The following is a 13,900-nucleotide window of genomic DNA, read 5'->3' as shown; positions in this document are numbered from 1 at the left end:
TAACTGGAGTTTTATTATGACTCTTACCGTCAGCCCTGCGCTTACGCAGGTGGAGAGCGCCCTTAAAGTCTCTCCCGGCAGCTTTGCCAAAAATAATTACCGCTCTGTCTTTGATATTGCAAACACCTCCCGCAAGCAGTTTATTGCCGACAATATGTCGTGGCTGGGCCTGCGCGGCGGCAGGGCATGGGACCTGGCAATCGGTCAGGCCCAGCATATCCGCCGTCTGTTCCGGGAAAAGCAGCTTACCCGGCAAATCCGCACGGAAGTGCAACGGCGGACCTTAAGCGGCCAAAAGGTAAGAAATGACTCTGCCAGTAGTAACATTCAGGGACTGGTCCAGGATGGCCCGACCTGGCAAAACCAGTTTGCTGAGAACTGGCAGAGCTACTGCCAGTCTGGCGCACCGGAAGCCGTCGATTCCCCGGTCAGCTATCTGACCTGGCTCTATAAGCAGGCCCTGAATTTCGAAGAAGAGATTCAGGCCAGCAGTACGGCAGAACAGGTGATCACTCTGGCCGATCGCCGTCCGGATCTGGCAACCCTGACGGTAGATAATGATGCCGTCAACCAGCAGATCCCGGCGCTGCAGCTGGTCAACGAGATCCTTGAGAACAATATTGCCACCAGCCTGCCAGCAGAGCAGAGCGTGGACAAGACGCTGGCCGGGACCCGCTATCCCACTCTTCTGCCGTACCACTTCCCACACGATCAGGTGGAACTTTCACTACATAGTGCTGACGTGCAGCTGGAAGAGATTATCGGTCAGGCCGCCACCGACTGGCCGTGGTTTCTTAATGATTCCTGGCAGGGTACACGCAGCAATACCAGCACCGAGCTGGCAAGCCGGCTGGCCCCGGAGCAGCAGACGCTGGTGACCGAGCCGGATAACAGTATTGCTCCCGACCTGACGACCTTCTATAAGACGAACCTCGGTGTGGAGACGGCGGACTATACCCCGTTTGAAAATCTCGACACGTTTACTCGCCAACTGGGTATTACCGTGCCTCAGGCGGAGGCGCTGGTAGCGGGAAATGGTGAAGGCAGCACCAGCGTCGTTGTCTCGCCAAATATAAATGACGATCTGGTGAATACGGGCGCTACTAGTGACGTGATTGATAGTAGTTATTATGGAGCGGATTTTATTAATCACGGCGAGGGTGAGGGCATACTCTCTTTAGTGGACATGACTAGATATAATGCCAGTCATATTCCACAGGACACAGGAAGCACCCCCGTACCATTATCGCTAAGCAGTGATGGAATAACTGTGGTTGAAGGTAGGTTTAATACTGGGCTTCGGTGCGATGCAACCCAGTCGGCTGAAATGTATATTGCCGATAATATAAGTACGGATGGTTCAGAACTTAAAGATTTCACAATTACCTTTTGGTGTAAGATTTCTTCTGATGTTAAAGATATGGCTGTTGTCATAACAAATAAAACGTCTAACTATGCGCTTTCACCTAAAGGTATTACGCTGTTTGCCAGGCATGATGGTAGCGCTTATACGCTGGAGCTTACTGCCAGTGATGGTAAAAACGATCCGCTGACCTTAGACGTGAACTTTACTCCAGATGTTTGGGTGTTTCTTGCTATACGCTATAGTGGCAGCGATAAGTTATATTTGCGCGCAAGTACTGATGGCAAAAATATGAATTTCGTAAGCAGTATTGATTTTTCAGCGTTGGATAATATTGCGCTTTCACAAGATTGCTGGGGCTTTAACGGCAATAAAGGTAATAATTACTATAACAGCTATCCTGAAAGACGCTCAATTATTGATTATGATGATATTACATCATGGAATAGAGGTCTTTCGGATGATGAAATTGAAAAATTCATTACCAGCAATAAGCCTGCTGCGGGTTACTCAGGCATGTATCACTATTATGCTCTGGATGGATCGACCCATAATTTGCTATCCGGAGTCTCCAACGCCCGTATGGACCGCATCAACCGGATGGTGCGCCTGCAGCGCTGGCTGGGGCTGAGCTATGAGGAGACCGACCTGCTGCTCAGCGCCTGCATCCGCGCCCAGGGAGCGGATAACACTGACTACTCTCTCAACGCCCATACCCTGCGTGCGCTGGGTGTCTTCCGCCACTGGCAGCAGAAGTACGGCGTCACTGCCTTCCAGTTTGCTGCCGTGCTGGATGCAATCACCCCCTACGCCATCTCACCGGCAGTGCCGTTCCTGGACCAGGTGTTTAACTCCCCGTCGCTGTTTGACGAGCCGTTTGCCATTACCGGGGAGACCGTCAGCTATACCGGCCTGACCGGGAACAGCGCCCGCACGGTGCGCCAGATCTGCGCCGGGCTGGAGATCACCCAGGCGCAGTTCCGGGTGCTGGCGGACAGGGTGGCAGCAGAGCAGGGCAATACAACAAACAAGACTTTCCCGCTGACGCTGCCGGTGGTCTCAGCCCTCTACCGGCTGGTGATGGTGCCGCGCTGGCTGGGGCTGTCGTTTGCTGAGGGGGCGGCGCTGCTGAGCCTGGCGGGTTCGGGCGATGCAGCCTGGAGCAAGCTGGCGGGGGTGCCGCAGTTGGCGGCACTGACCAACGGTCAGCCGGTGGGCGGGGATATCCTCGACCTGCTGATGGCCCTGGACGCGGCGGCAGGGTGGGCGGCGGAGCACAAACTGTCGTGGGTGAAGAGCTGGCTGGCGCTGCAGCCGGGAACGGATGCGCTGGTGGCGACCTCTGCCACGGTAAACTTCGTCAACGGCATCAGGCAGCAGCTGCCGGCCTCACTGCTCAGCGAGCAGAGCTTCAGCAGCGTGGCGCTGCCTGAATATAATAGCTGTGTGAATATCCATAGCGGTAGTACCCCTGCTGATTCGCCACTCGGTAAAGCTCATGGTATTGAGCTGGACTCCACTCAGGGCCAGTATGCTGTATTTACAGATACAGCAGATACCCTTATTACTGGCTCATCAAGCTATACCATTGGGATGTGGGTAAAAGTTACCTCAGGTGCGTCGGTTAATTTTCCAGTAATTGCAAATGCATCTGCGTATAACCAAAGTACCAGTCCAGGCATTTTTATAAGCCTTGGTTCAAGCTATCATCTTCAAATTAGCGTCGCGTCAGACGATCCTGACTCCCCAGTCATTTCGAATAGTTCATCTACAAGCTGGCAAATTGATAAATGGTTCTGGCTGGCAATTGCTACTGATGTTACCCAGCAAACTGTAACGGTATATGCATATTCTGAGGACGGCAGCATTACATCATCTATTCCTCTTAGTTATAAAGGATCGATTTTGACTGAGAGCGGTAACAACTGGGCTTTGAGTCAAAATGGTGCACTTAATAATACCGGTACACATGGCAATATTAGCTACGATGATATAACTGTATGGGATAGTGTTCTGACAGCAGAAAATATCAAAGCAATCGTTGCTTCCGGTATGCCTGCTACTTTCACTCTACCTGCTACATTACCTACTTTGGTGGCGGATACTGACTTTCTATCTGATCTTATTGACAACGACGGTCTTGTGCTACCTGTCGCTGCTGATTATGACACCATAGTTACCATGGTCAGTGCAGATATTGATGCCGCTCATATCATCTTTGCCTCAGAAGCAGAACGGGAGCAGGCCATCAGCAGCCTCTCTAACATCATCTGGCAGGCCCGCCAGGCGCAGAACGGCGTCGCTGACAGCGCCCTGGCGCAGATGTTCAGCACCGCCCAGTCCCTGCCGCCCTTCCTGCTTCAGTGGGCAGGCGACAGCGAGTACCGTCTGCTCGCTGACTCGCTGACCATGAACAACGGCGCGGCGCTCACCGACCCGTCCCAGGTTCCTGCTTCGTATCTCACTAAACTCTTTGCCCTCGGCCAGCGGGCGGGCATCAGCACCGCCTTCACCCTGACACCGGCCACCCTCAGTGTCTTCCTTGCCCACCCTGACTGGTTCGGGGTACCCGACACCGCGCTCACCCTGACGCTGCTCTACCGGTTCAGCCGCTACGGCGACTGGCTGAAGGCGGCCGGGGAGGAGGACCGGGTGCTGGCCTACCTCAGCTGGGCAAACGGCACCACGCCACCGGATGCCAGCCAGGCTGCTGAAGCCCTGGCGCTGCTGCTGGCGTGGGAGAGCAGCGAGGTGGCGGATGCCACGGCGGGACTGCCTGATGCCATAGCCAAAACCACAGCGGACGTGGACTACGTGATGCGCCTGCAACAGCTCTCGGTGGAAACCGGGCTGTCGGTGACGCCGCTGCTGGCGACGGGAGAGCTGGCCCCTGGCAGCGTCATTGACACCTGGGATGCCTGGCAGTCGGCGGGCGAGTCGCTGGTTGCCGCGCAGTCCGGGCAACAGTAGTACAAATTTTTACTCTGCGGCACACATTGCTGTGCCGCACTTATTCCTCAATTTAAAGGTTAAAAATTATGAGTATTGATATCGCAGCATCACTGAATGAACGTCAGCGCAACGCCCTGCTGTCCTACTATCTGGGGCAGTATATTCCTGCCAGCGGTAATGAAGACCTGGTAAATCTGGTTCAGACCCCGGAAGACGTCTATGAGTATCTGCTGATCGACCCGCTGGTCAGCAATGCAGTGCCTACCTCCCGCGTGGCGCAGGCGATGTCGAGCATTCAGCAGTACATTAACGGTATTATCATGAATATGGAGCCTGGCTACCAGACTCAGTATCTGGATCAGGACAATATTACCAACTGGAAAGACGGACTGAGTCAGTATGATATCTGGGCGGGAGAAGTAGAGCTGGATACCTACCCTGAGAACTATATTGACCCGACCCTGCGCCAGAGCCAGACCGCCTACTTTAAGGATTTGATTACCGATCTGAACCAGAACACCATCAACAGTGACACGGCGCAGCAGGCGGTAATGAATTACCTGAACAAGTTTGAAAAGGTAGCGAACCTGACGATTGTCAGTGGGTATCTTGATAGCACCGATCAGACGACGGGAACTTACTATTTCCTGGGAAAATCCACTACGTCGCCGGTGCAGTACTACTGGCGCTCGTTTGATATGAGTAAAAACGTGGATAACGTCGCGTCCAGCAGCGCCTGGTCAGAGTGGTATCCGATGAATACCGCCATTAACGAAGAGGCGTTACAGGGTATCCCGCGACTGACCTATTTTAATAACCGTCTCTATCTGTTTTGGTTTGAGCGTACAACAGTCGGGAATGTGGGTGAGGGTACTGATGCAAAACCCTATGATGAAATCACCGCCTACTCGTCATACTGTGATTTCAGTAATACCTGGTCAGCACCTTATTATTTACAGTCTGTCACCAATGAAGCCTTAATAAAAAATCCAGATGATACTTCGTATTGTAATGCGCTGTTTAGTTCAGATGCGCTCTGCACCGTCTGCCTCTACGATAAAACCGATGATGTGCTCAATGTTTCACTGTATGATGCGGATGAGGATGCGACTTCACCTTCACTGAATGGCTATAGTGACTTTTCCCTTCAGATTGATTACTGGTTCTCGATTAAGTTAATAGACTCAGCAGCTAGCGGAGATGATCCTACGGCATTGGCTCGATATCAGTACCTCTATATGACACGCGAAAGTGAGAAAGGCGCTCCAGAGGCTAATAAAGCTCAGATGCGTGTTCAGTCCGCTTATGCCCTTGGCATGTACGATATTGCAAGTGTAGAACTGAAAGCCGAAAGCAGTCATAATAATTTCTCTGGGGCAGGAAATCTTCCTGCATTGTCGGAAGACAATTTTTCAGTAGTTTACAGCTCAGATGGCACTTTTTCACTTAATGGGTACATACCTCAAACATTCAGTACTACAGGTTTTGATAGTTATGAGTATGCTAATGTACCTTTACGTACTTCATTATTTACTATAGATGCTACTGTAACGTTTAATTATACCCCAATAGCTTGCGCTTTTAACAATGTGAAGATTGTAGTTAGTTCTGTGGGTAGTGATTCTTATTTTGTTAACTGGTCGCAATTTTATCCTGGAATGGGTGGTGCGGCTTATCGATGTTATTTTTCTAAGTCATATCAGATGGTTGTTGGCACGGTAAATATTGAGGATTTTTACTTTGATACATCTGCTGCTTTCTCTTCGAATTTAAGTCTTGAGTTTAACGATATTGTAAATGACACATTTGGTTGCTACTGCGATTTTACTGGTGGAACTCATTCATGTATTTCATCCCCTTGGACATTTGACGTATTCAGCAGTCCCTCCTCAAATAGCTGGAATGCCAGTACAGCTGTGTTCAGTCAGTCTCAGTCCCAGTTTGAAAGTATCGGAGGGGGGTGGTCTTTTAATGTTTCTGATTTTTCTTCCAGTGAAATTACTGGCGGTGAAATTGTTCGCTATGTTTCATACGGCTATACGGACGCGCTGGGTAACACAATAAATCAGGAATACCTTGTGGACTTAATTCGGGCTACAGATGTTCCGGTCACCCCTTATATTTCTATTAACATTGATGACACGCTGGGAACGGCAGTTTACCTTAACTTTAACGGCAGCACGTTCAGTGATGGTACAGCCATCTCCTCTGTCCGTCTCAACACCCTTTTCGCCAAAGAGTTAATCAATAAAGCCAGCGCCAGCATTCAGGCCCTGCTTAACTGGGACACCCAGCTGACGCTTGAGCCAGGCATTACGGACGATACCGCCGTCCCGATGGACTTCAGCGGCGCAAACGGCATCTACTTCTGGGAGCTGTTCTTCTATATGCCCTACCTGGTGGCGTGGCGGCTGAGCCAGGAGGAGGAGTACAGCGACGCCCTGAGCTGGTACAACTACATCTTTGATCCGGCCGCCCGCGGGCGCGATAACAGCAGCGATCTACATCAACAGTATCCCGAACCCGACTACTGGAGCGTGCGCCCGCTGGTGGAGAGTGCCTCGTCCGCCACCCAGTCCTCTGCCGTCTGGCTGACCACCGACCCCGACGCGCTGGCCTCCGCTTACCCGGTTCATTACCGGAAAGCAGTCTTCATGGCCTACGTCAGCACCCTGATGGCCGCCGCTGACGCCAGCTACCGCCTGCTGACTAACGACGGCCTGAGCCTGGCCCGGCTGCAGTACGGCCAGGTGAAAGACCTGCTGGGTATCCGCCCGGACTCTCTGATTGTTAACCACTGGACACCAGAGACGCTGGAAGAGCTGGCAGAGAGCGCAGAGAGCAACGTGGCCCTGCTGAGCTACGAGCAGCAGGCCCCGGCGCTGCCGGCCTTCGCCGGGCAGCTCAGCGTGGCGGCGGATGTCACCACCCGCGACAGCTTTATGGCTCCGGTCAACAGCCAGCTGCTGGGCTATTGGAACACCCTTGACTCGCGCCTCTACAACCTGCGCCACCAGCTGACCATCGACGGCCTGCCGATGACCGTGCCGCTCTATGCCCCGCCGGTCAACCCGACGGTGCTGATGGAGCAGAGCGTGCAGGGCGGGTCGCTTATCAGCGCCTCTTCCGGCATGACGGCCACCATTCCGCCGTACCGCTTCACCACCATGCTGCAGAGCGCCCGCGCCGCCGTCTCCACCCTGAGCCAGTTCGGCCAGACCCTGCTCAGCTACTACGAGCGTAAGGACGGGACCGGGCTGCAGGAGCTGGATGCCCAGCTGGCGCTGGATATCTCGGCCTACTCCCTGACGCTCGGCCAGAACGCCATCGACGCCCTGGACCAGGATAAAACCGTGCTGGAGGCCAGCCGCAGCATGGCCCAGCAGCGCTACGATCACTACTTCGGTCTCTACACCACCGGCGTCTCGGCCGGGGAGACCAGCGCCATGGTACTGCGCGACAGCTCTGCCGCCTCGATGACCGCCGCTTCCCCGCTGATCACCGCCGGTATGGCGATGAAGACCATTCCCAATATCTTCGGCCTGGCGGACGGTGGCGAGGAGGTGGGCGCCCCGACGCTGGCCGCCGGGATTGTGCTGCAGCTGACCGGGGAGATCACCGGTCTCGCCGCCCAGCAGACGGAGATCTCCGAGAGCTACCGCCGCCGCAGCGAGGAGTGGCAGATTATGTACCAGCAGGCGCAGTCGGAGGTGGACACCCTTAACGCCCAGCTCGACGCGCTGGCGGTGCGCCGCCAGGGTGCGGTGACCTCCCTGCAGCTGGCCCAGGCGCAGCAGGATAACCTGAAGTCCACCCTGAGCTTCCTGACCACCCGCTTCACCCAGTCGTCACTCTATAACTGGCTGACCGGGCAGCTCTCGGCGCTCTACTACCAGGCCTACGACGCGGTGCTGTCGCTCTGCCTGAGCGCCCAGGCCTGCTGGCAGTATGAGATGGGGGACATGACCTCCACCTTCATCCAGACCGGAGCGTGGAACGACAGCTATCACGGCCTGCTGGTGGGCGAGACCCTGACGCTCAACCTGCAGCAGATGGAGTCCGCCTGGCTGTCGCGCAACGAGCGTCGTCTGGAGCTGACCAAAACGGTGTCGTTGAAGCAGCTCGACAGCGAGGCCTTCGCTGGCCTGGTCGAAAATGGTATCACCCAGTTCTCGCTCAGCGAGTCACTGTTCGATAACGACTACCCTGGCTACTACCTGCGGCAGATCAAGTTCGTGACCGTCTCGCTGCCCGCGCTGGTGGGACCGTATCAGGACGTAAAAATGACCCTGACCCAGTCCGGCAGCCGTACGCTGCTGAAGGCGGATATTGACGGCGTCAACTACCTCAACGACAGCAGCACGGGCAGCGCCAGCAACATCATCACTAACCTGCGGGCCAGCCAGCAGATCGCCGTCTCTCAGGGAATAAACGACAGTGGCATGTTCGTGCTGAACTTTGGTGATGAGCGCTACCTGCCGTTTGAGGGCACGGGGGCCATCTCTGACTGGCAACTGAAGTTCCCGAACTACACCTCCGCGCAGCAGCAGGCGGTACTGCAATCCCTGAATGACGTCATTATTCAGGTGCACTACACCGCGCTGTACGGCGGCAGCACCTTTGAGCAGGCGGTTACCAACACGCTGTAAGAGCAACGACCGGGCCGTCTGCTGGCGGCCCGTTTCAGGAGAAATGTTATGCAACAACAAAATGCGTTTTCTTCAGCGGTCTCGGTTACGCCGCCTGCCTTGCCTAAAGGCGGCGGAGCGCTGACGGGTATGGGTGAGTCGCTGGGCCAGGCAGGCCCCACCGGGCTGGCAAACATGGCGCTGCCGCTGCCCATTACCGCCGGACGCGGTTTTGCCCCTGGGCTGTCGCTGAGCTACAGCAGCGGCGGTGGGAATAGCGTATTCGGCGTGGGCTGGTTCTGTGAGACGATGCGTATCGCCCGGCGCACCAGCCACGGCGTGCCGCAGTACAGCGATGCGGATGCGTTTTTAGGGCCAGATGGCGAGGTGCTGGTAAAAACCGCCGGCAGCACCAGCGAGCCAAATCCGACAACCTGTTCGGCCTATGGCGACGTTAAATTTTCACAAACCTACTCGGTAACCCGCTACCAGCCGCGTACCGAAGGGGCGTTTAATCGTCTGGAGTACTGGTTCGGCAATACAGATGATGACGACTTCTGGCTGCTGCACGGCAGTGACGGCTCCCTGCATCTGCTGGGGAAAACTGCGGCGGCACGCATCAGCGATCCGCAGGCCACAGCGCATACGGCGCAGTGGCTGCTGGAGGAGTCGGTCAGCCCAACCGGGGAGCACGTTTACTACTCCTACCTGGCGGAAAACAGCGACAACGCGGAGACCAGCGGGCGCGACTGTAGCGCCATGCGTTACCTCAGTCAGGTGCAGTATGGTAATGTCGATCCCGCCAGCGATCTCTATCTCTGGAGCCGCGATAAGCCTGGTGTAGACTGGTACTTCACCCTGGTATTTGATTATGGCGAGCGCGGTGTCGATCCGCAGACGCCGCCCGCGTTTACCGCCTCTGCAACATGGCCAGCCCGCGAGGATCCTTACTCCCGCTACGACTACGGGTTTGAGATCCGCGTGCATCGTCTCTGCCGCCAGGTACTGATGTTCCACCACTTCCCGGAGGAGCTGGGAGAGCAGGATACGTTGGTCTCTCGCCTGCTGCTGGAGTATGCCGAAAATCCGGTTCTGACGCAGCTCACCAGCGCCCGGATGCTGGCCTACGAAGCCGATGGCTACGTGCAGTCACTGCCGCCGCTGGAGCTTCAGTATAGCCAGCCCGAGGCCGAGAGCGGTTCAGGCTGGGAGCAGCTGCCCGCAATGCCGGGGCTGGAGAGCTGGCCCTACGCGCTGGTGGATCTCTACGGCGAGGGGCTGCCTGGAGTGCTGTGCCGCACGGGCAACGAGTGGCGCTATCGTGCGCCGCAGCGTGGAGAGGAGGGCGGCGACAGCGTATCATATGCTGACTGGCAGGTGCTGCCCAGCGTACCGGCGATGCAAAACGGTGCCGCCCGGCTGATGGATATCAACGGCGACGGCCAGCTCGACTGGGTCGTTGCCCAGCCTGGCATGGCGGGTTTCTTTACCCAGAGACCGGATAAGAGCTGGAGCGGGTTTACCCCCTTTAGCGCGCTGCCTACCGAGTTTTTCCATCCTGAAGCGCAGTTTGCCGCCCTGGTGGGCAGCGGGCTGGCCGATCTGGCGCTGATTGGGCCGTCATCGGTACGCTTCTATGCCAACGAAGGTGAGAGCTTCAGCGTGGGCCTCGACGTTGCGCAAGGAGAGGGTATTACCCTGCCGATCCCCGGACGTAACGCCCGTGAGCTAGTGGCCTTTGCCGATATGCTGGGTTCTGGCCAGTTGCATCTCTGCCGTATCCGTTATGATGAGGTTACCTGCTGGCCTAATCTGGGACGTGACCGCTTCGGCGTGCCGATTAGCCTGGATCTGCCGCCGATCGACGGTCTCGATGAGAGTACCTTTAATCCGGAAAACGTTCTGCTGGCAGATACCGACGGCTCTGGCGCACCGGACATCATCTATATGCAGCATGACCGGGCACAGATCTGGCTTAACCAGGGTGGTAACGGTTTTATCGTAGGCGAGCCGGTACTTCTGCCAGAAAATGTCTTCTACGATCGCCTGTGTCAGGTGACGGTAGCCGACGTGCAGGGAACCGGAATGGCGGAGCTGGTGCTCTCCATTCCGTATCTGACGCCGACCCACTGGCGCTACGCCTTTAACGGCGCCAAGCCTAACCTGCTCAACGGCGTAAATAATAACCTTGGGGCCAGCCATACGCTCTGCTATCGCAGCTCGGCCCAGTCGTGGCTGGACGAAAAAGCAGATAATCCGCAGGCGGTGCCCGCGCTGCCTTTCGCCATGCAGCTGCTGGTGAAAACCCTTACCCTGGATGAGATTACGGGTAACCAGCTTAGTCAGAGCTGCCGCTACTATCAGGGGGTCTATGATGGCCGGGAGCGTGAGTTCCGCGGGTTTGGCTATGTAGAGGCCGAAGATACTAACGATGACGCGCTGCCGTCAGGTGATGATACCCCGCTGGCTGCAACGCTATTGACCAAAACCTGGTACCACTGTGGCCGGGAGGAGGATGAGACCCGGCTCTACGGTGAGCCGTGGCAGGGTGACAGCGAGGCTATCATCCTCAACTCAACCCTGCTTACGCAGTATGTAGACGGCAGGGACCAGGTGCTGGATACGTCGGATGACAATACCCGCTGGTGGCTCTACCGTGCCTTAAAAGGCGCGCTGCTGCGCAGTGAGATCTGGACGCAAGGAGAGAGCGCAGCACCTTACTCATGTACCCAACAGCGTATGCAGGTGCGCCTGATTCAGGAAGGGGAGATGCCGATCGCGCTTCCGCTGGGCCTGGAGCAGATCGCCAGCGGCTATGAGCAGAGGGCAGACGATCCTGTCGTCGTACAACAGGTAACGCTGGTGCGTGACGACTATGGCACACCGCTACAGCAGGTGAGCGTGGCCTATCCGCGCAGGGCATCTCATCCACTATCACCTTACCCGGTCAATCTGCCTGCCGACGCCTGGGATAATACCTATGACGATCAGCAGCAGAAGCTGCGCCTGACGGAGAGCCTCGCTTCCGTGATCCATCTTGACGATCCGCAAGCCTGGCGGCTGGGCCTGCCGGATACCAGCCGTGGTAATCAGCTGGTGTACGATAGCGTGCCCGCTGGGGGTATCAGTTACGAAGCGTTAAGCGATCCGAATGGGCTGCTGGGCGACGACCAGACGCGCTATCTGACCGGGCAGAGTGAGGTGATTTACGTTGTTACGCCGCCGGATCTGCGGGCGCTGGTGGATCACCAGCTAACCGCCGTGCTGGACAGCACCGCGCTGGCGGCCTATGACGGGATTGATATTCCGCCAGAGTATGCCTGGGACAAACTCGGCTACGTCTCGATGTCAGATGATGCAGACAGTCCGCTCTGGGGAACGGAGCATAGCTTTACCCGTTTCACCGACGATAACGGGACCTATCTGCCGTTTTATATGCCGTACAGCAGCCAGTCAACGAAGCTGGTGTCCGCAGTGAGCTATCAGTATGACGACTACTCTCTTTGCATCATCGGGCAAAGCGACAGCCGCAACAGCACCCGCGCAGCTTATGACTACCGTTTTCTGACGCCGTGGCAAACCACCGATATCAACGGCAACATCCAGGAGGTCCAGCTGGATGCCCTTGGGCAGGCTATAGGCGGCAGTATCTACGGTAGCGAAAACGGCGGGCAGCAGGTCGGTTTTGGCATGGTGTCTGACTATGCCGTCGATCCGGCGTTGAGCGTGCAGGAGGCCATTGATGAGGCCACCACCGCAGGCTATCTCCAGCAGCTGGCGACCATTAGCGTTAATGATATGTTCAGCTGGATGGGTAGCGTTGCGGAAAGCGAGGCAGAAGCTGCGGTAGCGGGGGGCTGGTCATCGCTTCTGGAGCGCCGATTCATCACCTTTGACGGGTATATCCGTCCTGCGGGCCACCGATGGACGCAGGCGAATCCCGACGATCCGCTGGCGATGCTGTTGGCAGAGAGCGACCGCATTCCGGTACACAGTGCAGTTCTGGCGGCGGATAACTACCCTGATACCCTCGATCCAGATGACGCTACTCAGCTGCTGCAGCAGACGGCTATCAGCGTGGGCTACAGCGACGGCTTTGGCCGTGCTCTCCAGAAGTGTGCGCTGGTGCCGGACGGGAAAGCCTGGCACCGGACGGAGGACGGTGAGGTTGATACCGCTGAGGTGGACGCGGCCCCCCGCTGGGCGATCTCAGGTCGCGTAGAGTATGACAATAAAGGTCAGGTAGTACGCAGCTATCAGCCCTATTTTCTGGATAGCTGGCTGTATGTCACCGATGCCTCTCTGCGCACCCAGGGCTATAGCGACACCCTCTACTACGATGCGCTAGGGCGTAATATCCGTACGGTCACCGCGAAAGGCTATCTGCGACGAAATACGTGGTATTCGTGGTTCACGGTAGCCGAGGATGAGAACGATACGGCGGGTCTGCCTGAGGTGCTTAATCAGTAAGAAAAAGCCCGCTATTAAGCGGGCTTTAATTTATAAGTATTTAAAAGGAAAAGAGAGCAGTTTTTAGCAAATGACGGGCAATAAAGGTTAAATCCATTATTAAAAATTAATGATTGTAATCATTATAAAGCGTTTGCCACAGACGAGAAATATCACAATGCCTCTGCCAACGCCGTTGGCATCGCAAAATATTGCACGTGTCGTTATAGATAATTTGATATTGATATGAAATTTATAAAAGGAATCATTATGAATAAAAATAGACTCTCCCGAGTAATATTACTCCAGCTTTTTCTGCTAACTTCCTGCGCGGTAAACCATTCGGTTATCAGAACATCATCAAACGCTGACGGGACAACGCGTATCGAAAGCAGCCGCGCTATTCAGGTCGGTGATACGAGCGCTCAAACTATGAGCAGTGGCACAGAGTAACCGCTGAAAAGCAAAAAGCCCGCTAAAAAGCGGGCTTTTTTAAATTTGGCTCCTC

At 55.7% G+C, this 13,900-nt stretch carries 3 protein-coding genes; all 3 read left to right on the top strand.

The window, feature by feature from the left end; translation table 11 throughout:
• Positions 1–16: 16 nt before the first annotated feature.
• The 3 genes from RTN40_RS15070 (at position 17) to RTN40_RS15060 (ending at position 13,413) form a co-directional block, all read left to right on the top strand.
• Positions 17–4,333 (top strand): Tc toxin subunit A, encoded by a 4,317-nt coding sequence (locus tag RTN40_RS15070; RefSeq protein WP_312229172.1) that lies wholly within the window; start codon positions 17–19, stop codon positions 4,331–4,333.
• Between the two features lie 68 nt (positions 4,334–4,401).
• Positions 4,402–8,964 carry a neuraminidase-like domain-containing protein gene (locus RTN40_RS15065; protein ID WP_312229171.1) on the top strand — a complete coding sequence of 1,521 codons (4,563 nt, stop codon included), beginning with the start codon at positions 4,402–4,404 and terminating at the stop codon, positions 8,962–8,964.
• A gap of 48 nt (positions 8,965–9,012) precedes the next feature.
• Entirely contained in the window at positions 9,013–13,413 is a 4,401-nt protein-coding gene (locus RTN40_RS15060; RefSeq protein ID WP_312229170.1) for a SpvB/TcaC N-terminal domain-containing protein, read from the top strand.
• The last annotated feature ends 487 nt before the right edge of the window (positions 13,414–13,900 follow it).

It is taken from the genome of Pseudescherichia sp., from assembly GCF_031987975.1.
GTDB lineage: Bacteria > Pseudomonadota > Gammaproteobacteria > Enterobacterales > Enterobacteriaceae > Pseudescherichia.
The sequence above is the reverse complement of the archived record's forward strand: the minus strand, read 5'-3'. Positions and strand labels throughout refer to the sequence as shown.

What these genes read in the sequence shown, in the direction of transcription:
- RTN40_RS15070 (WP_312229172.1), top strand. Translation starts at nt 17, where the DNA reads ATGACTCTTACCGTCAGCCCTGCGCTTACGCAGGTGGAGAGCGCCCTT.
- RTN40_RS15065 (WP_312229171.1), top strand. Translation starts at nt 4,402, where the DNA reads ATGAGTATTGATATCGCAGCATCACTGAATGAACGTCAGCGCAACGCC.
- RTN40_RS15060 (WP_312229170.1), top strand. Translation starts at nt 9,013, where the DNA reads ATGCAACAACAAAATGCGTTTTCTTCAGCGGTCTCGGTTACGCCGCCT.